The organism is Cupriavidus sp. F041 (genome assembly GCF_057814235.1).
Genome location: NZ_JBVASY010000001.1, coordinates 1 through 22,469 on the forward strand (window position 1 = coordinate 1; position 22,469 = coordinate 22,469).

General features: G+C 66.9%; 22 protein-coding genes. 9 read left to right on the forward strand and 13 right to left on the reverse strand.

Translation table 11 applies throughout. The features are described from left to right. The 3 genes from ACZY0R_RS00005 to ACZY0R_RS00015 form a co-directional block, all read right to left on the reverse strand. Positions 1-368: phosphatase PAP2 family protein (locus ACZY0R_RS00005; protein ID WP_488856572.1), on the reverse strand; the 368-nt coding region annotated here is incomplete at its 3' end. A gap of 115 nt (positions 369-483) precedes the next feature. After that, on the reverse strand, positions 484-2,232 hold the full coding sequence (locus ACZY0R_RS00010; protein ID WP_488856573.1) for a class I adenylate-forming enzyme family protein: 1,749 nt from the start codon (positions 2,230-2,232) through the stop codon (positions 484-486). A 186-nt stretch (positions 2,233-2,418) separates the two neighbouring features. After that, positions 2,419-3,183 carry an SDR family oxidoreductase gene (locus ACZY0R_RS00015; protein WP_035861350.1) on the reverse strand — a complete coding sequence of 255 codons (765 nt, stop codon included), beginning with the start codon at positions 3,181-3,183 and terminating at the stop codon, positions 2,419-2,421. A 368-nt stretch (positions 3,184-3,551) separates the two neighbouring features. Here ACZY0R_RS00015 and ACZY0R_RS00020 point away from each other — a divergent pair, with 368 nt between their 5' ends. Continuing rightward, positions 3,552-4,325 carry a TraB/GumN family protein gene (locus tag ACZY0R_RS00020; protein WP_488856574.1) on the forward strand — a complete coding sequence of 258 codons (774 nt, stop codon included), beginning with the start codon at positions 3,552-3,554 and terminating at the stop codon, positions 4,323-4,325. Positions 4,326-4,343: 18 nt separating this feature from the next. Here the strand turns inward: ACZY0R_RS00020 and ACZY0R_RS00025 are convergent, their stop codons facing one another. Next, positions 4,344-5,201 carry an arylamine N-acetyltransferase family protein gene (locus tag ACZY0R_RS00025; RefSeq protein ID WP_488856575.1) on the reverse strand — a complete coding sequence of 286 codons (858 nt, stop codon included), beginning with the start codon at positions 5,199-5,201 and terminating at the stop codon, positions 4,344-4,346. 66 nt (positions 5,202-5,267) lie between these two features. Then, a complete protein-coding gene (locus ACZY0R_RS00030; protein ID WP_082095038.1) occupies positions 5,268-5,978 on the reverse strand; it encodes a Crp/Fnr family transcriptional regulator in 711 nt (236 codons plus the stop codon). A 139-nt stretch (positions 5,979-6,117) separates the two neighbouring features. Between ACZY0R_RS00030 and ACZY0R_RS00035 the strand changes: the two genes are divergently transcribed. Next, the gene (locus ACZY0R_RS00035; RefSeq protein ID WP_488856576.1) at positions 6,118-6,615 is read left to right on the forward strand and encodes an Mpo1 family 2-hydroxy fatty acid dioxygenase; all 498 of its coding nucleotides are present in this window, start codon (positions 6,118-6,120) and stop codon (positions 6,613-6,615) included. Here ACZY0R_RS00035 and ACZY0R_RS00040 read toward each other — a convergent pair. Then, positions 6,596-7,528, reverse strand: a complete 933-nt coding sequence (locus tag ACZY0R_RS00040) for a LysR substrate-binding domain-containing protein (protein WP_488856577.1) — start codon at positions 7,526-7,528, stop codon at positions 6,596-6,598. The two genes, ACZY0R_RS00035 and ACZY0R_RS00040, sit on opposite strands and share 20 nt — an antisense overlap. Before the next feature lie 133 nt (positions 7,529-7,661). Here ACZY0R_RS00040 and ACZY0R_RS00045 point away from each other — a divergent pair, with 133 nt between their 5' ends. After that, the gene (locus tag ACZY0R_RS00045; protein ID WP_488856578.1) at positions 7,662-8,681 is read left to right on the forward strand and encodes a DUF1338 domain-containing protein; all 1,020 of its coding nucleotides are present in this window, start codon (positions 7,662-7,664) and stop codon (positions 8,679-8,681) included. A gap of 18 nt (positions 8,682-8,699) precedes the next feature. Here ACZY0R_RS00045 and ACZY0R_RS00050 read toward each other — a convergent pair whose 3' ends face one another. Genes ACZY0R_RS00050 through ACZY0R_RS00060 form a run of 3 tightly spaced genes read right to left on the reverse strand, consistent with a single transcriptional unit; the run spans position 8,700 to position 11,135 of the window. Next, positions 8,700-10,028 carry a sensor histidine kinase gene (locus ACZY0R_RS00050; RefSeq protein ID WP_488856579.1) on the reverse strand — a complete coding sequence of 443 codons (1,329 nt, stop codon included), beginning with the start codon at positions 10,026-10,028 and terminating at the stop codon, positions 8,700-8,702. Positions 10,029-10,031: 3 nt separating this feature from the next. Then, positions 10,032-10,697 carry a response regulator transcription factor gene (locus ACZY0R_RS00055; RefSeq protein WP_488856580.1) on the reverse strand — a complete coding sequence of 222 codons (666 nt, stop codon included), beginning with the start codon at positions 10,695-10,697 and terminating at the stop codon, positions 10,032-10,034. A 6-nt stretch (positions 10,698-10,703) separates the two neighbouring features. Continuing rightward, positions 10,704-11,135, reverse strand: a complete 432-nt coding sequence (locus tag ACZY0R_RS00060; RefSeq protein WP_488856581.1) for a PepSY domain-containing protein — start codon at positions 11,133-11,135, stop codon at positions 10,704-10,706. Positions 11,136-11,271: 136 nt separating this feature from the next. Between ACZY0R_RS00060 and ACZY0R_RS00065 the strand changes: the two genes are divergently transcribed. From ACZY0R_RS00065 to ACZY0R_RS00090, 6 genes are all read left to right on the forward strand, one after another. Next, positions 11,272-11,514, forward strand: coding sequence for a hypothetical protein (locus ACZY0R_RS00065; protein WP_488856582.1), 243 nt, complete (start codon positions 11,272-11,274; stop codon positions 11,512-11,514). Between the two features lie 197 nt (positions 11,515-11,711). Further along, the gene (locus ACZY0R_RS00070) at positions 11,712-12,674 is read left to right on the forward strand and encodes a cyclase family protein (RefSeq protein WP_488856583.1); all 963 of its coding nucleotides are present in this window, start codon (positions 11,712-11,714) and stop codon (positions 12,672-12,674) included. Positions 12,675-12,790: 116 nt separating this feature from the next. After that, on the forward strand, positions 12,791-14,473 hold the full coding sequence (locus tag ACZY0R_RS00075; RefSeq protein ID WP_488856584.1) for a class I adenylate-forming enzyme family protein: 1,683 nt from the start codon (positions 12,791-12,793) through the stop codon (positions 14,471-14,473). A 345-nt stretch (positions 14,474-14,818) separates the two neighbouring features. Next, positions 14,819-15,286: an HU family DNA-binding protein gene (locus ACZY0R_RS00080; RefSeq protein WP_035861317.1), complete on the forward strand. Its 468-nt coding sequence runs from the start codon at positions 14,819-14,821 to the stop codon at positions 15,284-15,286. Between the two features lie 162 nt (positions 15,287-15,448). After that, on the forward strand, positions 15,449-16,423 hold the full coding sequence (locus tag ACZY0R_RS00085; RefSeq protein WP_488856585.1) for an alpha/beta hydrolase fold domain-containing protein: 975 nt from the start codon (positions 15,449-15,451) through the stop codon (positions 16,421-16,423). 91 nt (positions 16,424-16,514) lie between these two features. After that, the gene (locus ACZY0R_RS00090) at positions 16,515-18,104 is read left to right on the forward strand and encodes an FMN-binding glutamate synthase family protein (RefSeq protein ID WP_488856586.1); all 1,590 of its coding nucleotides are present in this window, start codon (positions 16,515-16,517) and stop codon (positions 18,102-18,104) included. A gap of 9 nt (positions 18,105-18,113) precedes the next feature. Here the strand turns inward: ACZY0R_RS00090 and ACZY0R_RS00095 are convergent, their stop codons facing one another. The 4 genes from ACZY0R_RS00095 to ACZY0R_RS00110 form a co-directional block, all read right to left on the reverse strand. Next, complete coding sequence (locus ACZY0R_RS00095; protein ID WP_488856587.1) at positions 18,114-19,028, reverse strand: helix-turn-helix domain-containing protein; 915 nt, start codon at positions 19,026-19,028, stop codon at positions 18,114-18,116. Positions 19,029-19,119: 91 nt separating this feature from the next. Further along, positions 19,120-20,166 (reverse strand): Bug family tripartite tricarboxylate transporter substrate binding protein, encoded by a 1,047-nt coding sequence (locus ACZY0R_RS00100; protein ID WP_488856588.1) that lies wholly within the window; start codon positions 20,164-20,166, stop codon positions 19,120-19,122. Beyond that, on the reverse strand, positions 20,142-21,173 hold the full coding sequence (locus tag ACZY0R_RS00105; protein ID WP_488859455.1) for an NADPH:quinone oxidoreductase family protein: 1,032 nt from the start codon (positions 21,171-21,173) through the stop codon (positions 20,142-20,144). Before ACZY0R_RS00105 ends, ACZY0R_RS00100 begins: the two co-directional genes overlap by 25 nt. Continuing rightward, complete coding sequence (locus ACZY0R_RS00110; RefSeq protein WP_488856589.1) at positions 21,173-22,441, reverse strand: CaiB/BaiF CoA transferase family protein; 1,269 nt, start codon at positions 22,439-22,441, stop codon at positions 21,173-21,175. Before ACZY0R_RS00110 ends, ACZY0R_RS00105 begins: the two co-directional genes overlap by 1 nt. Between the last annotated feature and the right edge of the window lie 28 nt (positions 22,442-22,469).

Here is a 22,469-nt window from a genome sequence, read left to right on the forward strand (position 1 = left end):
GGTGCATCCAGGGCGCAGGAGAAGACATCGGCGGCCTGGGGGAATTTCAGGTTGGCGTCCTGGGCCGCCAGCCGCCAGCGCGCCGTGCCGCGCAGGGGCAGGTTGGAACGCGCGATCTCGTCGTCCAGCGCCTGGGCGGCCGAGCCGGGCGCTGGCGGTGGCGGTACGAGTGCAAGGCTGTCGGGCCGTGCCTGCGCCGGCAGGTAGCCGGCAAGAATCCCGGGCCGGATCTCCGGCACCGGGGCTGCGGCACTGCCTTGCCCCCGGCTGGCGCATCCGGCTGCGATCAACGCGCCGGCCAGGACGGACAAAGTCGCGATCCCGTTGATGAATGGCGCAAGCTGCTTGGATGAATGGCGTGTGTGCATCTGATAGGTGTTCCCCAGTTATCCCCGTCGGACCGGTGTGGCACCGGCAAGCCTGGCCGCCGTGCTCCCTTTCACGGCGGCCAGGTTGCTATGCGTGCCTGGTTAAAGCCCGGCGTCAGGCCGCCGCGTCGAACATCTTGCGCAGAGTCGATTTCAGGATTTTGCCGTTGGCATTGCGCGGCAGCATATCGGGGCAGAAGACGATTCGCACCGGCACCTTGAAGCCCGCCAGCCTCTCGCCCACGAACGCTTGCAGTTCGGCCTCCGTCGCTTGCGCACCCGGCTTGAGGCTGACCACCGCCGCCGGTTCTTCGCCCAGCGTGCGGTGGGCGATGCCCACCAGCGCCGCGTCCATCACCGCCGGGTGATCGTACAGCGCGCTCTCGACCTCGATGCAATAGATGTTCTCGCCGCCGCGGATCAGCATGTCCTTCATGCGGTCGACGATATAGACGAACCCTTCCTCGTCCAACCGCGCAATGTCGCCGGTCTTGAGCCAGCCGTCGATGAACGTCTGCGCGGTGGCTTCCGGCTTGTTCCAGTAACCGCGCACCACATTGGCGCCTCGCACCATCAGTTCGCCGGTTTCGCCGGTTGGCAAGCCGCGGCCGCGTCCATCCACCACCTTCATCTCGCCAATGGGCAGTGCCGGCCCGCCGCTTTCCGGGCGCGCCACATATTCCTCGGCGCTGTGGCTGGTGAAGGTGGCCGAGGTCTCGGTCATGCCCCAGCCGATGCCGGGCGCCGAGTGCGGGAACACCTCGGTGATGCGGCGCACCAGTTCGGCCGACGCGGGTGCGCCGCCGTAATTGACGTTTTCCAGCGAGGACAGGTCGAAGCGCTCGCGCTCCGGATGCTCGATGATCTGCCACGCGATGGTGGGGACACCGCCAGCCGCCGTGCAGCGCTCGCGTTCGATCAGTCCCATGGCGCGCACCACGTCCCAGCGGCGCATCAGTACGATCTTGGTGCCGCTGGCCAGCGCGCCGTTTAGCACCGCCATGCAGCCGGTGACGTGGAAGAAGGGCACCGACAGCAGCATGCCTTTCTGCGGCGCGGCAGGGTCAGGGGCCGGGATGGTTTCGCCACGGCGCAGGCAATTGCGCATCGGGCTGAACGCGGCGGCCACGGCTACGTTGGTAGCATTGCGGTGGGTGCCGAGCGCGCCCTTGGGCTTGCCGGTGGTGCCCGAGGTGTAGAAGATGGTGGCGTCGTCGTCGGCGTCGAGCGGAATGTCCGGCACCGGCAACCCGGGCAGCGCGGCCCATTGCGCGGGCGTGCCGATCAGGCCTTCCAGCGCCGCGATGCGCGCGTCGGCCTGTGGGGCAGTGGCGCGGCTGACGTAGATCTTTTCCAGCGCGGGGCAGCCCGGCAGATGCTCCAGGATGCGGCCCAGGCGCTCATCGTCCACGATGGCGATCTTGCTGCCGGAGTCGGCCAGGCCGTATTCCAGTTCGGCACCGGTCCACCAGGCATTGAGCGGCGTGACGATGGCGCCGGCCAGCAAGGCGCCATAGAAGACCGCCGGCCATTCCGGCAGGTTGCGCATGGCCAGCGCAACGCGATCGCCCTTGCGCACGCCGTCGCGGATCAGCGCATGCGCGATGGTCAGCGCGGCACGGCCGAACGCGTCATAGGACACGCGTTCGTCTTCATAGACGACGAAGGTCTTGTCACCCAGCGCGCGGGCTTGCAGGAAAAGGTCGCGCAGCGTGGGCGGCGCGTTTTTCCAGACGGTGGTGGAGATGCCCCGGATCACGCGCGTTTCCGTTTCGAAAGGGGCGCCGGGAGCGGTAAGGCGGGCGTGCGCTTCGGCCAGGCTGATGGCCGGCCAGGACGTAGCGGTTTGCGGGTTGTTCGACATCGATGCCTCCCTGACTGCATGGCAGGATGGGCAGCGCTCTGGCGTGCCGGCGATGCATGCATGCCCGCACCCATTGCCGCCCGGCGAGCCGGGCGGCAATGGGTGCGGGCACGGTGCGCCCCGGCTCAGGCCTCAAGCTTCAGGCTTGGAGCGAGCCCGTAAAGGGAACAACGGGTACGGCGTGGCTCAGATCGTGACGCCGCCGTCCACCACCATGGCCTGGCCGGTCATGAAGGTGCTGGCAGCCGAGGCCAGGAATACCGCGGCGCCGGCGATTTCCACCGGTTCGCCGATGCGGCGCAGCGGCGCGCCCTGCGTCGACAGCTTGTAGCGCTCCGGATCTTCCCACAGCGCCTTGGCGAAATCGGTACGGATCAGGCCCGGTGCGATGCAGTTCACGCGCACGTTGTGCGGACCGAACTCCACCGCCAGGTTGCGCGCCAGCTGGAAGTCGGCCGCCTTCGAAACGTTGTACACGCCGATGGTGGGCGAGCCGCGCAGGCCGCCGATGGACGACACGATGATGATCGAGCCGTCCTTGCGCTCGATCATCTGCGGCGCGACCATCTGAATCAGCCAGTGGTTGGAGATGACGTTGTTGTCCAGCACCTTGCGGAACTGCTCGTCGGTGACGCCGCTCATCGGGCCGTAGTAGGGATTGGAGGCGGCGTTGCAGACCAGCACGTCGATCTTGCCGAACGTGCTGTTGGTTGTGTCGACCAGGTGCTGGAGATCTTCCTTGGAGGAGATATTGGCCGGTACGGCGATGGCGGTGCCGGCACCATGCCTGGCATTGATGGCATCGACGACTTCCTGGCAGGCCTCGGCCTTGCGCGAGGAAATCACCACTTTAGCCCCTTGTACCGCCATCTGCTCCGCGATGGCACGGCCAATGCCGCGTGAAGAGCCGGTGACGACGGCAACCTTGCCGGTCAGGTCGAACAATGACATGCGTGTCTCCTGGTGTCCTGGTCCTCGCGGGGCGGGACCAGATGTTCTGTAAAGGGCGCTATCGAAACTTCATATTGGCAGCATCGCCGGATGTGTGTTCTGCACAGCGGATCACGCCGTGGTGCCGTGCGGCCAGGCCGCTGATCGCGCGCCCGGCAATGCTACCGCCCGGTACATTATGGTTGGGCGCTATCGCGCAGTCCACACACAAATCTGCGGCTGGCCCGGCTTATCAGCGTTTTTTCTTTTGGCAATGAGCGCGGTGCATAGCGCGCGTGCGATGCGCGCGCAAGGGTATGCTTGCAACGCGCCCGGCTTGCAACGCGTCGCGGGGCCAAACCAATCATTCAGGACAAGGTAAGCACCACATGCTCTGGCAAATCAGGAATACCGAGGTCTACCTGCTCGGGGCGATCCACGTGCTGGATGCGCCGTTATCGGCCCTGGAGCGGGCCGCTGAGCAAGCCTGGCACGCGTCGGCCCGCATCGTCTTCGAGGTAGCGCTGGACCGGCAACCGGATTTCGGCGCGGCGTATTTCCCGGAGGGTGATGGTCTCAGCCAGCACCTGCCGCCTGCCACGTTCGAGCAGGTGCGGGCGCTATGGCTGGACTTCGGGCTGCCCGGTGCTGAGCTGGAACACCTGCGGCCCGTGTTTGCTGCAATGCACCTGCAGTTCGCGCTGGCCGCGCGGCACGGCATCCTGGCGCAGTATGGCCTCGATCGTTTCTTGTGGACGCGCGCCACGGTGGAAGGACGGGCCACGGATGCGCTGGAAGACGGTACCGAAGCGCTGCGCATGCTGCAGGGCGTGCCGCTGGATGAGCAGATGTCGATGCTGGCCTTCTTCGCCGAGCAACCCGAACTTGCCGCCGCGGAGCCGGCCAACATGGTGCGGTGGTGGCGGCAGGGGCAAGCCGAACCGTTCGACAGGCTGCTTGCGCAGCGCCGGGCACAGTGGCCGTGCTCGCTGGCGGTCCTGGTCGACGCGCGCAACCGGCAATGGATGCCGAAGATCCGGTCGCTGATCGCGGACCGCGTGCCGACCCTGATCGTGGCGGGCGCGCTGCATATGGTCGGGGACGCGGGCCTGCCGGCGCTGCTTGCGGCGGCAGGCTTCGAGGTCCGCTCTGAATCGGGCTGAAGCCGGGTATCGGCGCGCCTAGCCTGGCCGCCGCGCCGCTATCAGCGCGGGCAGCATCTGCGTTAGTTGATCCCGGTCGGCGGTATCCAGCGCGAGGCCGAAGCTGTCCGCCAGCGTTTCGACAATTGCCGCCGGGGTCTCCAGGCGCTGGCGTTGCGCGCTGCCATCGCCAGCGCGCACGGTAAGGTCGTCGTTGATCAGCGTCAGCCGGCTGTCGCCCTGCGAGCGCGCCATGGTCAGCGCGTTGCGGAACAGGCTGCCGGGATGGGTTGAGGTGTACCAGTTGCGCGGTTCGAAATCGATCGCCTGCTGCGGCGAAAGATCGAATCGGTAGAGCTTGAGCCAGCCGTTTGCGCCGCCGACTTCCAGGTCGTAGAGATGAAACGCGGCGCCGGGCGTATCCACCGCGGCCAGGCGGTAGGGGAATACTGTATCGGGACGCTCCGTCTGCGGCAGCGGCATCGCGCGATACGGGTTGGGGCCGCCGAAGCCCACGTCCACAATATAGCTGTGATGTGCCGCTTCCACGCGCAGCAGCATATGCGATTGCATGGTGGGCACATCGTCAGGGATATTCCACCGCACCCGCGCGGCGAGCGCTGTGACGCCATAGCCAAGCGTTCGCAGCACGGCGGCAAGCAAGGTGTTCTGCTCGAAACAGTAGCCGCCGCGCGCATGCGTGACCAGCTTGTCGAAGACTGCGTCCAGGCCGATGCGGATCGGGCGCCCGAGCAGCACGTCGACATTTTCAAACGGAATATGCACCAGGTGCGCGGCAATCAGGCTGTCGAGCGCCGCGCGGTCCGGCTGGCCGGGTCGCGGATGGCCGATGCGCTCGAGATAGGCGTGCAGGCGGATGTCGTCTAGCGTAGTCATGTGGTCATATCGATGTTTGCCTTGCGCTACCCGCGCGGGCCGAAGTATCGGGAAGTCATGGCAGGTTCAGTCCAGCGCCAGCAGTGCCGGCAGGTCGAGCAACTCGATGTCGGCGTAATGCAGCCGCAGGAGCCCTCGCGTTTCGAGCTCGCGCAGAGCCTGGTTGACCGTCTGGCGAGACAAGCCGAGCATCTGGCCAAGCTGTTCCTGCGGGATGTGTACGGAGCGGCGCTCCAGTCCGGGCAGGTTGCCGTAAGCCTGGGCCATGGCCACCAGCCGGCGCGCGGTGCGCGCGAGCGGGGGCAGCAATTGCGTCTCTTCCACGTAAAGGAACGCCTCCCGGGTCTTGGCTGCGAGCAGCTTGCCAAATTCCCGCCACCATTCGGGATGCGTGGACAGCATCGCATAGAGCCTGTCGCGCTGCAGGTGCAGCACGGTGGCCGCGCTGGTGGCGTGGGCATCGTGCGTGCGGGCCAGTCCGTCGAACAGGCAGATCTCGCCAAACCAGTTGCCCGGTTCCAGCAGGCCGAGCAAGGCCGCCTTGCCCGACTCGCTGTGGGTGTCGATCTGCACCGTGCCGGCCACCACGGCGTAGATGCCATCAAAGGCGTCGCCGCGGGCAAACAGCAACTGGCCGGCCGCGAGCTTGCGGCTGACGGCGTCCCGCAGCAGGGTGTCCTGCAGAGCCGCCGGCAAGGTGCCGAACCAGTTGCCGCCACGCAGGACGCGCAGCGGATCCGGGGACGGCTCCTGCCGTTCGCGGGGCGCCAAGCGCATGATGATCTCCTTTTATCGGCGCCGTGCCGGATTGTCAGAAACCGGACAGACGGGCTTTTCCCTGCCTATTACTATACGGCCACAACAGGCGGCCACCGTAAAGCAGCCGCGATAACTATGCCCCGGCAGGAGGAGCCCCGTGAAGACCCTGATCGACCACTTGGCCAACTACGCAGCCTATCACCGCGACGCGCGCAATGTGTTCACCCATTTCATCGGCATTCCCATGATTGTGCTGGCCGTGACCACGCTGCTGGCCCGCCCGGCCATGACGCTGGGCGAAGGCCCGGCGTACCTGACCCCGGCCATGGTGGTGTATGGGTTGTCCTGCCTGTTCTACCTGCGCCTGTCGGCGGGTTTCGGGCTGGCGATGACACTGATCCTGGCCGGTTTCGTCTACCTCGGCGACGCGATCGCGGCGCTGTCCACCGGCGTGTGGCTGGCCTGGGGCCTCGGCCTGTTCGTGGCGGGCTGGCTGATCCAGTTTATCGGCCACTATTACGAAGGCCGCAAGCCGGCGTTTGTGGACGATCTGGCCGGACTGCTGATCGGGCCGCTGTTCCTGGTGGCGGAAGCCGCCTTTGCCGCAGGCCTGGCGCGGGAGACACGAGAGGCCGTCATCGCCCATGCGCAATGACGGCAGGATCCTCCTGCGCGCCGCACTCCAGCAGCCAGCCGCGTAGCTGCAGGACCTTGTCATCGGGTGCCAGGCCGCGTCGGTGGGCGAAGTAATAGGCCTTGCGATTGTCGATGCCGGCCGGCAGCGTGGTGAATGGCACCACCAGCCGGCCCTGCGCCAGTTCCTCGGTGATCAGGATGCGCGGGATCAGGGCTGCGCCGACGCCGGCCGCCGCCGCCTGCGCCAGCATGGTGTAGAGGTCGTAGCGCGGGCCGCGCAAGGCTTGCGCAGGCTGCGCCGCGCCCGCGGCGGCAAGCCAGTCGCTCCAGGCGCGCAAGCGCGTGTTCAGGTGGAGCAGCGGAAGTTCAAGCAGTTGATCCAGGCCCAGTTGCTTGCGGCGTCCCAGCAGGGACGGACTGCACACCGGGACCGAAGGGCCTTCTCCCAGGATGCGCTCGCCTTCGGTCCCCGGCCACAATCCCTCGCCGTAATAGATCGCCGCGTCGAAAGCGGTATCGCTAAGCTCGAATGCCTCGGTGCGCGCCGACAGGTGCAGCGTCAGGTCGGGCAGGGCGCGGGCGAGCAGCGGCAGGCGCGGGATCAGCCACTGGCTGGCAAAGGTGGGCCCGATCGCCAGCTCGATGGCGCGCCCGCGCGGGCGCTGGGCCATGACATCCAGCGTGACCTGCTCGATCTGGTCGAGCCGCTCCCGCACTTCCTCGGCATAGGTCCCGCCCGCCGGCGTCAGCACGATGCGCTTGCGGATGCGGTGGAAAAGCGGCACGCCAAGCCGCGCTTCCAGGCCGGCGATCTGCCGGCATACTGCGCTTTCCGTTACCGCCAGCTCGTCCGCGGCGCGGGTAAAACTGCCCAGCCGTGCCGCGGCCTCGAACATCTGCAGCGCCGTGAGACTGGGAATGCATTTGCGCATAGTGCGTTTTTGGAAGGAAGTTGGTGCGAAGTTATCAATTGTACGAAGTCTGCCGCGGTCGCACAATAAGACCCGCCCGGGGCCTTCGGCTCCCGCTATCCCCTGAAAACAAACGAATTCAAGCGCATTGACCATGACGAAGCCGAATCTGCAACGCCTCCTCGAGACCGTTTGTGGCGAGACACAAGCAGCCGAGTTGCTGCAATTGATGAATGTTTCCCCGCAACTGCTGTCTTCCAGCAGCGAACAAGCCAGCCGCGCCGAAGTAGCGCAGGCGCTCAATATGGTGCTGTTCGCCGGCATCCTCGAACGCGTGCCGACGGGCATGGCCTATACGCGCGACGTCATCGAGGCGGGCGGCCAGGTAGTGTTCGACCACGGCGCGCTGCGCACGGTCAAGTGGGAATGCGGCGACCTGCCTTCGGGCGAGATCGCCTTCACCCGCATCCTCGCCCCGCTGGGCTACCGCCTCAACGGCACCTATCCGCTCGATCGCATCGGCATGACGGGCCGCTCCTACGCGCATGCCGACCTGCCGGACGACATCGCCCAGTACTTCCTGAGCGAACTGCACCCTGAGCGTTTCAGCGCGGCATTCCAGGCCGCGGTATCGCGCGTGGTGTCGGCGTCCGCCGACCCACTCGATGACGATGCCGTGGCGCAACTGGCCGTGCTGGAGCGCGATGCAAGCCTGCCGATGGCCGACGCGGCACGGCTGGTGCCCAAGCTGGCCGCCTGCTTCGACCGTCATCATGCCGAGCCGGCGCTGGCCGACTACGAATTGCTGCTGAAGGAATCCGCCGAGATGGCCTGGATTTCCACCGAGGGCAATGCGTTCAACCATGCCACCGACCGCGTGGCGGACGTGCGCGCCGTGGCCGACGCGCAACGCGGCCTGGGTCGTCCAATCAAGGATACGGTGGAAGTGTCGCGCTCCGGGCGGGTTCTGCAGACGGCGTTCAAGGCTGACCCGGTGGAGCGCCGGTTTGTCGGCACCGACGGCATCGTGGTAAAGCGCACCGTGCCGGGCTCGTTCTACGAGTTCATCACGCGCGATTTCGTGCCCGCCTCGGAAGCCGCGGGCGGCACGCTGGACCTGTCTTTCGATGCCAGCAATGCCCAAGGCATCTTCAAGATGACGGCTGCCTGCTGACAGGCAAGCGCGGGCCTGTCATGCCTGGCCCGCCGGCAGCCGCAGGCGGGCCAGCAGCCCGCCCAGGTCGCTGCCGCCTAGCGCCAGTCCTCCCTCGTAAAGGGCTGCCATCTCGCTGACGATGGCCAGCCCCAGTCCGCTGCCGGCAGCGGACTCATCCAGGCGCCCGAAGCGGGCCGTAGCCAGTTCGCGCGCTTCGGGCTGCATGCCCGGACCATCGTCTTCCACCACGATTTCGAGCATGCCTGCATGCTCCGCGAGCCTGACGCGAACGCGTGAGCGGGCCCACTGGCAGGCGTTGTCGAGCAGGTTGCCGAGGATCTCGATCAGGTCCTGGCGGTCACCGGCAAAGTGCCCGTTGCCTTCCACTTCGATGACGATCTCGCGCCCGCTGTGCAGGCGGGTAAGCGCGCGCGCCAGCTCGGCCGCCGCCGGACCGGCCTCGATACGGGCACCGCGAGCACTGGCCGCACCGGCCGCGCGCGCGCGCGCCAGGTGGCGATCCACCTGCCGGCGCATGGCTTCGACCTGCGCGGCGGCGGCGCGGGCCGCCTCGCCGGGCAACCGCCCGGCTTCGTTGGCAAGGATGGCAAGCGGTGTCTTGACCGCATGGGCGAGATCGGCGGCCTGGCGCCGGGAGCGCTCCAGCGCATCGGCGTTGCGCGCCAGCAAGGTATTGATTTCATTGACCAGCGGCACCACTTCGGTCGGCCACGTCCCCCCCAGCCGGCTCTCGCGGCGTGCCTGTAGCGCGGCCAGCGCCCGGCGCAGCCGCGCCAGCGGCGCCAGCCCGAATTTCACCTGGGCCGCCACCGCCAGCAGCAGTCCGGCGCCGAGCGCCGTCAGCGACCAGCCCAGCAGCCGGTTGAAGGCCTGGCGCGCGGCGCGCAGCTCGGTGCGGTCCAGTGCGACCGAGAGCGTCACCGGCGTGTCCGCCGACGCCAGCACGATCGGGCGCGATACCACCAGCAACGATTGTCCGTTGGGCCCGGGCCGGATCTCCGCGTGGCTGCCCGCCACCTGGTTGCCCACCGTGGCAGGCATCTCGGCATCCCAGAGCGAGCGCGAGCGCAACGTGGCACCCTTTGCCTGCGCCTGCCAGTAGGCGCCGGAATAGGGCAGTTCGTAGCGCGGATCGGCCGGCGCGCGGGCCAGCGCGAGCTTGCCGTCGGGACTCCAGTCGAGCGCGGCGGCCAGGCTGGTGAGCTGGTTGTCGAGCTGGCGGACATAGGTCTCGTTGACATGCCGCGCGAACAGCGTGGAGAGCAGCCAGCCGGTGCCGCCAAGCGCGGCGGCCAGCCAGATAGCCGCGACCGCGAGCAGGCGGATGGCTAAGGAGTGGCGCATGGATCAGGCGGTGGGCGGGCGCAGCCGGTAACCCTGGCCGCGCACCGTCTCGATCACGTCGACGCCGAGCTTGCGTCGCAGCCGGCCGACGAACACTTCGATCGTATTGCTGTCGCGATCGAAATCCTGCGCGTAGATATGCTCGGTCAGCACCGCTTTGCTGATGATCGCGCCCGGGTGGTGCATCAGGTAATCGAGCACCTTGAACTCATGCGCGGTCAGCACCACGGCGGCGCCATCGGCCGTCACCACGCCTGTGCGTGCGTTCAGGCGCACCGGTCCGCAGGCCAGTTCGGGCGCGGCCATGCCGTGGGCGCGCCGGATCAGGGCGCGGATGCGCGCCAGCAACTCTTCCATGCGGAAGGGCTTGGCGAGATAGTCGTCGGCCCCGGCATCGATGCCTTCCACCTTGTCGGTCCAGCTATCGCGCGCGGTCAGGATCAGCACCGGCAGGTTCACCTGCGCCGCGCGCCAGCGGCGCAACACGGATAGCCCGTCAAGGCCGGGCAGGCCAAGATCGAGCACCACGGCATCGTAGGGCTCTTCGGCGCCCAGGTGCCAGCCATCGACGCCGTCGGCTGCCGTATCGACCGCGTAGCCCGCGTCGACCAGGCTCGCGTGGATCTGCGCGGCCAGCGTGGGTTCGTCTTCTACCAGGAGGATGCGCATGGGGGATCAGGATTTCTTGCGGGCCTGCTCAAGGCCGTGTCCCTTGGCCTTGAGCAGGGTGGCGGTCTTGGCGTCGTATTCCAGCTTGGCCACCGAGCCGCCCGGCAGCAGCAGCTTGACCTCGTATTGCCAGACGCCATCTTCGCGGTCGAGCTTGACGCCGATCACATCGCCCGCGTATTGGGCCGATACCGCTTCCAGGATGCGCGTGAGCGGCAGGATTTCGCCGGACTGCACGGCCGCCCGGGCGCGGTCGGCATCCTTGTCGGCGTGGGCCGGCGGCGCGGCCGCCAGCAGCAAAGCCAGGGCGGCCGCCAGCGGCAGCAGCGCACGCGCCGCGCGCGGCGGCCGGGTGGGCGAAGTGGCAGTGCGCGCAGGACGCGCGCCGCGGAATGGAGGCAATGGCGTAAGGAAGCGGGGCAATACGGGAGCGGGCAAGCCTTGGTCGATCGGAGCAGTGTGCCTGGGCCTGCCTGAACGGAAGCTGAACGGCGTGCTCAGCCTCGGTTCAGGCTCGGGTTACCACAATGGACGCCGTTCATCGTCACGCTCACCGCTAAACAGGAGTCAGGCCATGCAAGGCGTCCGCATCCCCAATGATAGTCCTTCCGGCATCGACCACCGCGCCACGCGCGACGGTCTCGCGCTGGCCGCGGCCGTGCTGGTCGTCCTCGCGGGCGTTGTCGCGCTGTTCTGGGCGCAGGCCGATGCCCGGGCTGTGCTGCACGAATGGAAGCACATGGACAGCGGCCTGTCGATGATCGTGCTTGGCGCGCTGGGGCTCGGACCGCTGCTGGCTTTCGGGCTGGACGACTGAGCGCGCAGCCTTGGCACCCCGCGGATTTCCGGCGGGTTTTCCATGTCTGGACAACGTCCGTTCCATGGTCCTACACTCGGCCCACAATAAAACGCGCGACCGTTCGCATTTATTGGCTCCGCGCATGATGGACCATGCGCGCGGGGCATGACTGCGAAGTGCGATTCCACAGGGTCAATCCACCAAGGAGACATGGCATGGAATCAAAGAACGTCCCGCTGGTTGCCGAACTGTTGCGCGATGCGCCGAAAAACTGGGGCAAATGGGGCCCGGACGACGAGGTCGGTTCGCTGAACTATCTCACCCAGGCGGAGGTGTTGCGCGGCGTGGCCTCAGTTCGCTCCGGCAAGACCTTCACGCTGCAGATCCAGATGGGCAATCCCGCCGGCGACCCCGTCTGGCCGGGACGCTCGCAGGCGCGCCGCCTGAACGTGATGGACAAGGGCCATTACCTTTGCGGCAAAGGTCCGAAGTTTCCGGGCGAGGGCGAGTACGCGGACGACATGATGATCATGTACCTGCAGGGCTCGACCCAGTACGATGCCCTGGGCCATGTCTGGTATGGCGACCAACTGTGGAACGGCTACGATGCCAGGTCCACCATCGGCGGGCTGGACAAGGCCAGCGTCCTGCCGATCGCGGAGCGCGGCGTGGCAGGGCGGGGCGTGCTGATCGACATGGCGCGCCATCGCGGCAAGGATGTACTCGACCCTGGCGAGACCTTCACCCACCACGACCTGCTGGCCGCCGCCGAAATGCAGGGCGTGCGCATCGAGAAGCGCGACATCCTCTTGATCCGCACCGGCTGGATCGGCTCTTTCTACAAGCGCGACCAAGCCGAGTTCTACCGCAATTTCATCGAGCCGGGCCTGACCTATAGCCCGGAGCTGGTCGAGTGGTTCCATCGCATGGAAATCCCCAACCTCGTCACGGACACCATCGCCAACGAGGTAACTGTGGACCCGGTATCGGGGGTGGCCCTGCCGCTGCACAACGCCCTGATGCGCAACCTGGGCGTTACGCTGACCGAGATCGCCCAGCTCGATCCGCTCGCGGCGGATTGCGCCGAAGACAAGCAGTGGACCTTCCTCTATACGGCTGCACCGCTCAAGGTCGTGAACGGGAGCGGCGCACCGGTCAACCCGGTGGTGATCAAGTAAGGCCGGCGGCCTGCCAGGCGGCGGTGCCCAAGGGGCATCCCACGCCGGGCGGCCGTCAGTTCCGTTCCGGCCAAGCGCTATCCTGACACTACCCGCCGCGCAAATCGAGGTGCCTCATGACGCCCTATGAAGAAAAGCCCTGGCTTTCCAGCTACAACGCCGGCCAGCCGCACACCATTACCCCGCAATTTGCCGACGCGCTGACCATTTTCCGTGCTGCCGCAAGCCGCGCGCCGGCCAGTCCGGCGCTTCACTATTTCGATGCCACGCTCACTTATGGCGAGATCGATTCGCTTTCCGACGCGCTGGCAGTAGCGCTGTCATCGCGCGGCTGCACGCGTGGCGAGCGTATCGCGCTGTACTTGCAGAACGTGCCGCAGTTCGTTATCGGCCTGGTCGCCGCGTGGAAACTCGGCGCCATCGCGGTGCCGGTCAACCCCATGAACCGCGCGCGTGAACTGCGTTTGGTGCTGGCCGACTCCGGCGCCAAAGTACTGATTTGCCACGAATCCCTCTATGCGGACGTGGTCAAGGGCCTGTTCGAAGCGGAGCGCGGCGGCCGGGCCGATGCCGGCATGCCCCTTGCGCTGCCGGCGGTGATCACCACCTCCGAACTCGATTTCCAGACGCGCAACGATTCCCGCCTGTTTGCCGCAGCCAGGCGCCAGCCCGCCGAAGGCGTGCCCGACATGCTGGCGCTGGTGCAGGCGCATCACGGCCAGCGTCCGGCGCCGGTCACGCTGGCGGCCAGCCATATCGCGATGCTGGTGTACACATCCGGCACCACCGGGGTGCCCAAGGGCGCGATGAACACGCACGGCAATGTCGCTTTCAATGCGCAGGTGTACCGCGACTGGATCGGCTTGCGCGAAGGCGGTCCGATCCTGGGCGTGGCGCCGCTCTTTCATATCACCGGCCTGGTGGGCCACATCGCCGCGGCTTTCATCTGCGCCGCGCCGCTGGTGCTGGCCTGCCGCTTCGAGCCGGGCGTGATTCTGGAAGCCATCCGCGACCGGCGGGTGGCGTTCACCATCGGCTCGATCACGGTGTTCATCGCGCTGATGAACCATCCCGATGCCACCCGCGCGCATTTCGCCACGCTGGACAAGATCTATTCGGGCGGCGCGCCGATCCCGCCGAGCGTGGTGGAGCAGTTCCGCGGCAAGTTTGGGCACTATATCCACAACGGCTACGGCCTGACCGAGACCAATTCGCCCACCCATGTGGTGCCGCTCGGCCAGGAGGCGCCAGTGGACCCCGCGTCCGGCACGCTGGCGATCGGCGTGCCCGCCTTCAACGTCGATTCCTTTATCGGCGACGACGCGGGCGAACCGGTGCCGGTGGGCGAAGTCGGCGAGATCATCTCGCGCGGGCCGATGATCGTGCCGGGGTACTGGAACAAGCCGGAAGAGACGGCCAAGGCCATGGCCGGTGGCTATTTTCACACTGGCGACGTCGGTTTCATGGATGCGCAAGGCTGGTTCTACCTGGTCGACCGCAAGAAGGACATGATCGTTGCCGGCGGCTACAAGGTCTGGCCGCGCGAGGTGGAGGATGTCCTGTACACCCATCCCGCGGTGCGCGAGGCGGCCGTGGTGGGCATGCCAGACGCCTATCGCGGCGAGACGGTGAAGGCCGTCGTCAGCCTCAAGCCGCAGGCGAGCGTCACGCCGGAAGCACTGCAGGCCTGGTGCAAGGAGCGCATGGCGGCCTACAAATACCCGCGCGTGGTGGAAATCATCGATGAGTTGCCGAAGACGGTGACCGGCAAGATCCTGCGGCGCGAGCTGCGCGGTTGAGGCCGGAGCGCGCGCCAGGGACGCTCCGGATCCCCGGCGCGCGCGAGCAAGCGAGCGTGGCAAAAAAGATAAAAACACGCGTTTAGCCCTTGTATATAGGGTCCGGCGACCTATCCACTGCTGCGTCCGCGCGACAGAACAGCAGGCCGCGAGAGACAAAACCTCAAAAAACACCGGGGAAAACCCCGGTTTTTGCGTTGGCATGTGCGAAAACCCCTTGACGTCCCGTAGTTTCCGCTATGATTCAGTCGATGCCGCACGCCGATAGTCGATCGACGAAGCGTCGAGCGACATCGGATGCCACATCCCGTGCGACATCATTCTGTTCAACTCATATTTATAGATATGGCGACCAAAGCGAATCCGACCGCGAAGACTGCAACCAAGACCGCTGCCAAGAAGGCACCGGCAACCAAAGCTGCACCTGTAAAGGCTGCTGCCAAGAAGGCCGCGCCGGCCAAGAAGGCTGCTCCCGCAGCTGCCGCGGTAACCCCGCGTCCGCTGAAGGAAACCTTCAACAAGTCGAGCCTGGTCGCTCACCTGGTAGCACAGACCCAGCTGGAGGCCAAAGCCGTGAAGACGGTGCTGGCTCATCTGGAAAACACCATCGTCAGCGCGCTGCACAAGAAGGGCGCAGGCGAGTTCACGCTGCCCGGCCTGATGAAGGTTACGGCCCAGCAAGTGCCCGCCAAGAAGAAGCGCTTCGGCAAGGACCCGTTCTCCGGTGAAGAGCGTTGGTTCCCGGCCAAGCCCGCCAGCGTCAAGGTCAAGGTGCGCCCGCTGAAGAAGCTGAAGGACGCAGCAGCTGCCTGATCGGGGCCTGTTTCCAGCTTGAAAAGGAGCCGCTAGCCGGCTCCTTTTTTGTTTCTGGCGTTTTGGCGTTTGCACCGCGGGCATACCGTGTGCATTCGCAGGTGCGCCGTAGTGCCTCAGCCGGCCGCGAATGAAGCCGGTGCAATACTCCGGGAGATCGTCATGCCAAGCATCCAGTACCGCCTGTGGCGGCTAGCCCTGCGCCTGGTCCGGCGCAAACACCGTTTTTCCAGTGCGCAGGCGCTGCACGAAGAGATTCGCCGGCGCCGCAAGATCGGCCGGGCGGATCCCACGCCGCGCTTGCTGGCGCGCCATGAAATCAGCATGGAACTGGTTGCCGGCGTGGAGGTCTACACCGTGCGCCCGCGGGGCACCGACAGCGGCCGCCAGATTCTCTACCTGCACGGCGGCGGCTACGTATTCGATATCGTCAGCCAGCACTGGGACTTCATCGGCAAGCTGGTGGATGCCCTTGGCGCGACGGTGATCGTGCCGATCTATCCGCTGGCGCCGGAGCATACCTACCGCGACGTGTTCGCCGGGATGCTGCCGCTCTACGACAAGATCGTGCAGCGCCAGCCGCCCGCCAGCCTGACCGTGATGGGCGATTCGGCCGGCGGCGGCATGGCGCTCGCGCTGGCGCAGATCGCACGCGATTCGGGGCGTGCGCTGCCCGGCAGGCTGGTGCTGATGTCACCGTTCGTGGACGCGACGGGGAGCAATCCGGGCATCGATGCGCTCGAACCGCTGGACCCGATGCTGTCCAAGCCAGGCGGCATCGAGTGCGGCCGGGTCTATGCCGGCGGCGATCCCGCCACGCTGCCGCAGGTCAGCCCCATCTACGGCAGCCTGCGTGACCTGCCGCCGGTGACGCTGTTCATCGGCACCCATGACGTGCTGCTGCCCGACTGCCGCGCCTTCCGCCTGCTCGCGCAGGAACAGGGATTGCCGCTGCGCTACTGCGAATACGAGGGCATGTTCCACGTGTGGATGCTGTTGCCGATGCCGGAAGCCGACGCAGCGTTCGCGCAGATCGTAGCCGCCGTGCAGGCCGACGGCAGCGCACAGCGGCACCCGCCGGGCTTGGCCCCGCTCTGCGCGGAAGCGGAAACCGCGGACCACGCAGGGCAAGGGTAGCGCCCGGGGTGCAACCCGGCGGGAGCGGAGGCCGCGAGGAACGGCGATAATCGCGGGGTTGCCGGCCAGTTGCCGGCCTTTAGGAGTCCCCATGTTTTCTCGTCGTTACGGCGCGGTCTGGCTGACCGTGCTCGCGTTGCTCGCGCTGGCGGCGCTCGCCGCCATGCAACGGATTTCCCCGGCATGGCTGGCAGCACCGGTCGCGCTGCTGGTGGTCGGTTTGTGTGACATTGGCCAGTCGCGCCACTCCATCCTGCGGAACTATCCGATCTGGGGCCACCTGCGCTTCTTCTTCGAGTTCATCCGCCCGGAGATCCGCCAGTATTTCATCGAGGACGACACCAACGAGATGCCGTTCTCGCGCCAGCAGCGCAGCCTCGTCTACCAGCGCGCCAAGAACGAGGTCGACAGCCGGCCCTTCGGCACCGAGATCGATATGCGCCTGGCTGGCCACGAGTGGATCAGCCATTCGCTGGCGCCGACCCGCATCCCCTCCGCCGACTTCCGCATCACCGTGGGCGAGGGCCGCGCCCAGCCTTACTCGCTATCGATCTTCAACGTCTCGGCGATGAGCTTCGGCGCGCTGTCCGGCAACGCGATCCGTTCGCTCAACCGGGGCGCAAAGCTTGGCGGTTTTATCCACGACACCGGCGAAGGCTCGATCTCCCCGTACCACCGCGCCGAAGGCGGCGACCTGATCTGGGAGGTGGCCTCCGGCTACTTTGGTTGCCGCCGCGCGGACGGTGGCTTCGATCCCGACAAGTTCGCGGAGCAGGCGCGCTCGCCCCAGGTCAAGATGATCGAGGTCAAGCTCTCGCAAGGCGCCAAGCCGGGCCATGGCGGCGTACTGCCGGCGGCCAAGGTCACGCCGGAAATTGCCGCCACGCGCGGCATCGCCATGGGCGAGGACTGCATCTCGCCGGCCACGCACAGCGAATTCTCCACGCCGCTGGGCCTGCTGCAGTTCGTCGACCGGCTACGCACGCTGTCCGGCGGCAAGCCGACCGGGTTCAAGCTCTGCATCGGGCACCCGTGGGAGTTCTTCGGCATCGTCAAGGCCATGCTGGAATCGGGCATCCTGCCGGACTTCATCGTGGTGGACGGCGCCGAAGGCGGCACCGGCGCGGCGCCGCTGGAGTTCGTCGACCATATCGGCGTGCCGCTGCAGGAGGGGTTGCTGCTGGTCCACAACACGCTGGTCGGCGTGAACCTGCGCGACAAGATCCGCGTTGGCGCCAGCGGCAAGATTATTACCGCCTTCGATGTGGCGCGTACCCTGGCCACCGGTGCCGACTGGTGCAATTCGGCGCGCGGCTTCATGTTTGCGCTGGGTTGCGTACAGGCGCAGAAGTGCCATACCGACCGCTGCCCGGTGGGCGTGGCCACGCAGGACCCGGTGCGCCAGCGCGCCATCGTGGTGCCGGACAAGGCGGATCGCGTAGCCAGCTTCCACCGCCAGACGCTGCATGCGTTGCTGGAAATCCTGCAGGCAGCCGGCCTGCATCATCCGGCCGATCTCAAGCCACACCATATCGTGCGGCGTATCTCGCCCAACGAAGTGCGGCTGATGTCTGAACTGCTCAAGTTCCTGACGCCGGGAGACCTGATCAACGGGAATTTCCGCTACCAGCTCTACGAGAAGTATTGGCCGCTGGCGCGCTCCGACAGTTTCTCGATGTAAAGCGCCGCGCTAGCGGGCGGCTTGCGGCGCCGGCAGGCGGGCGCGCCCGTGCTGGCGGAATGCGCTGGGCGCCTGCCCAACATGCTTGGCAAAGAAGCGCGCGAAATACGCGGCATCCGCAAAGCCCAGCGTCGAGGCGATCTGCTTGATATCGAGATCGCTATACAGCAGATCGCGCTGCGCCTCCACGATCAGGCGCGAATGGATCAGCTGCAGCGCGCTCCTGCCGGCAAGCTGCTGGCAGATGCGGTTGAGCTGGGTGGGTGAGATACCGAGCGTGTCGGCGTAGCCCGCCAGATCCTGGTGGTTCCGAAAACGTGCCTCCACCAGTTGCTGGAACTGCTGAAAATGGCGTGCGGTCCTGCCCGCCGGCTGCGCCCCGGTTGCACCCGCGCCCGAAGCGCGCCGGGCAATACCCACCAGCAGCAAGGACAGCAGCGCCGACAAGGCCGCGCCGCGCCACAGCGAGACCGCATTCATCTCCGCACGGAACAGTTCCAGCGCTCCGGCGAGCACGGTGGCGTCATCGCGCTCGCCACGGGCCGGGTCACCGAACTGGTCGTGGTAGGGCCGCTCGAACAGCGGCAGCGCATCCGGCACGCCAGCCAGCAAGGTGTGCAGGTAGTGATCGGTCATCGTGATCACGATGCCGTCCACATCAGGCGTAAACCGAAAGCCATGCACGCAGCGCGGCGGCACCGTCACCACGGTGCGCGAGCCCAGCGGGTACTCGCGGTCGTCGAGCAGCGCGCGGCCGCCCCCCTGGTGCACGTAGAGAATCTGGAAGAAGCGCTCGTGTCGGTGCGGCTTGATCTCCCAGTCGTTGATGCCGCTGCGCTCCGGGATCGACTCGAAATGCAGTTGTTCCAGCAGGGGCTCGTTGGAGTTGACCCCGTAGAGCGAGTAGGTCGGGACGGTTTTCATGGGGCGGGGGCGGCACCGGGGTGCCAATTGTCTCGCCAGGGGGCGGATCTGTCCATCGGCGCTGCCGCTTGCCATGGCAGCGCGGCGATGGTTACTGATCCGCCTTGGCGCCCGACTTGCGTACGATCTCGGCCCACTTGTTGCCCTCCGCCACGGTGTATCGCGCGAACTCGGCGGGGGAGGAACCTACGGGCTCGGCGCCCATGTCGGCGTACTGGCGCTGCACGTCGGGCTGCCGCAGCGCCTGCGCGGCGTGGGCCGCCAGCTTCGCCACGATCGGGGCCGGCGTGCCGCGCGGTGCCCATAGCCCGTACCAGGTGCTGATATTGAAGCCAGGCAAGCCCGACTCCGCCACCGTGGGCACGTCCGGCAGGGCACGCGCGCGCTTGAGCGTGGTGACGGCCACGGCGCGCAGCTTGCCGGCCTTGATAAACGGCATGGCCGATGGCATGGAATCGAACATCAACTGGATCTGGCCGCCCATCAGGTCGGTCAGCGCGGGCGAGCTGCCTTTGTACGGCACGTGCTGCATCGAGACGTTGGCGGCGAACTTGAACGACTCGCCCGCCAGTTGCTGGGCCGACGCATTACCCGCCGAACCAAAGTTGATGCTGCCGCCCTTGGCTTTTGCATAGGCAATCAGGTCCTGCACGGTCTTGACCGGCGAATCGTTGTTGACCACCAGCACCAGCGGTACATCGGCCAACTGCGTGATGGGCACAAAATCGCGGAACGCGTCATAGCGCATCTTGGGGTAGATGCTCGGGTTGATCACGTGCAGCGAGGCATTGGCCAGGATCGTGTAGCCGTCGGGCGCGGCCTTGGCGACCACTTCCGCGCCGATCATGCCGCTGGCGCCCGGCTTGTTGTCGATCACGACCGTCTGGCCGAGCGTGTCGCCCATCTTGACGCCGACCACGCGCGCCAGCAAGTCGGTGGGCCCGCCCGGCGGGTAAGGCAGCACCATGCGGATGGGGCGTTGCGGGAAATCGTCGGCGGCACGGGCGGGCGCTGCGCCAAAGCCGGCAATGGCAGCCGTGACCAGGGTCGCCAGCAAGACCAGATGGCGTGCGCAACGGCGATGCTGGGTGCGGTGTGTACCGTGTTGCGTGTTCAGGACCCTGAATCGGAATGGCATGAATTTGTCTCCTTGATTTTTATCGCGACTTTGCCGACGACCTGCCTGGCTTCCAGGGCGCCCAGCGCCTCGGCCAGCCCGCTCATCGGATACACCTTCGACACGGTCGGTCGAATCTTGCCCTCGCTAGCCCAGGCGCACAGCGTGCGCATGACGGCCTGCAGCGCAGGCGCATGCTGTGCCCGCTCGTTGGCGGGGGTCCAGCCGATATAGCGGCCTACAAAAAATCCATGCAGCGTCAGGTTCTTCACAAGCAGCAGGTTCAGCGGCGCTTGCGGGATGCGGCCACTGGCAAAGCCGATGCTGAGAATCCGCGCATTGGCAGCGGCCGCGCGCAACGCCTGGTCGAACAGGTCGCCGCCTACCGGATCCACCACCACGTTGGCACCATGCCCGCCGGTTACGCGCTTGACGGTGGCGGCCAGGTCTTCCGGGGCCAGCGCATGCTGAGCGCCGCGGAGCAGGGCCTCCGCGCGTTTCGATTCGGTGCTGGCGCAGGCGATCACCTGCGCGCCCAGCTGGTGGGCGATTTCCACCGCGGCCAGCCCCACGCCGGCGCCGGCGCCGAGCACCAGCACCGTTTCGCCCGGCTGCACGGCGCCGCGCCACACCAGGCCGCAGTAGGCGGTGCCGTAGGAGAGCGGGATCGGCAGGGCTTGCAGTGCGTCAAGCGCATCGGGTATGGGGTAGACGGTGTACTCCGGCAGCGTGACTTCGTCGGCAAAGCAGCCCCAGTCGGCAATGGCCACCACGCGGTCGCCGGGGCGCAGGCGCGTGACGGCCGCGCCGCAAGCTACTACGCGGCCGACCGCCTCGGTGCCGGGCACGAACGGCAACGGCGGCTTGGTCTGGTAGCGTCCCGCGACCATCAGGCCGGTGGCGTGGCTCACACTTGCATATTCCACGGCAAGCGTGACCGCGTGCGGATCCGCAAGCGCCGGCCGCGGGATGCTCGCCAGGCGGACGTCTTGCGCTTTGCCGAAGTGCTCGCAGAGCAGGGCGCGCATCATGTCTTGGCTCCCGCCGATTTTTGGCCAGCCAAAGGGCTAGCCTGCCTGACAACGCCCCAATCCAGCAATCGGGCGAGCTTGTCAGGCGCTATGCCGCATTCGCGCAGCACGGCTTCGGTGTGTTCGCCGACTCGCGGCGCTGCGGTGGGCACGCGCCGCATGCCCTTGGCCGGGATGCCGGCAAACGGCAGGGTACCCAGGCCAGGCTGCGCTACCGTCTGGAACGTCTCCTGCTGCGCGGCCTGCGGGTGGTCGAGCACTTGCCGGTAGTCGCGCACCGGCGCATGGAGGATATCGTGCGCCTGAAGGATGCGCAGCCAGTGCCCCGTGCTCTTGCTGGCAAGCACCGCAGCCAAGGCGTCCTGCAGCCACGCCGCATGCGCCATGCGGCTGGCATTGTCGGCAAAGCGCGCATCGTCCGCCCACGCCGGGCGATCCAGCGCCAGGCACAGCCTGCCGAACTGCGCGTTGTTCAGCGCCAGCAAGGTGAGGCTGCCGTCGCTGGTGGCAAACACGCCATTCGGCGCGCTCACCGGCCCGGCAGCCACGGCTCCCTGGATGGCGTACTCGAGGATATTGTTGGCCTGCAGCGCTACGCAGGCGTCGAACAGGTTTAGCTCGACATGCGCGCCGAGGCCGCGGCGAAAGCGCCTGCACAAGGCAGCGGCGCAGGCTTGCGCCGCATACAGGCCGGTGGCCGCGTCCGCCAGCAGCATGCCGACGCGGCGCGGCGTGCCGTCGGCCGTGCGGTTAGTGTGCATGAGGCCGCTGTCGGCCTGCATCACCGAGTCCGAGGCCGGATAGTCGGCATAGGGGCCGTCCGCGCCGTAGCCGCTGATCGACACATAGACCAGCGCCGGGTTGCGCGCGCACAGCGCGGCATATCCCACGCCGAGCCGCTCGGCAACCTGCGGCCGGAAGTTCTGCACCACGATATCCGCTTGCAGCGCGAGGTCGAATAGCAGCGCCTTGCCGGCGTCGGTGGCCGCATCGATGCAGACGCCGCGCTTGCCGGCGTTGTACGCGATCGACAGCGCGCTGTGCTCCCCGCGCACCACGCCCACATGCCTGCCCCAGTCGCCCGCCGGCGGATCGACCTTGATGACCTCGGCGCCTTGTTGCCAGAGGATATGCGCGCAATACGGGCCCGCAATGCCCTGGCTGATATCCAGGATGCGCAGGCCAGAGAAGGGCAGTTCGTCAACCGCTTCGGATGAAGAGGCGGTAAGTGAAGCTAGTGCGGATTGCAGGTCGGTCTGGGCCATCGGCAGGGATCTGGGAGTCGTAAGGTGG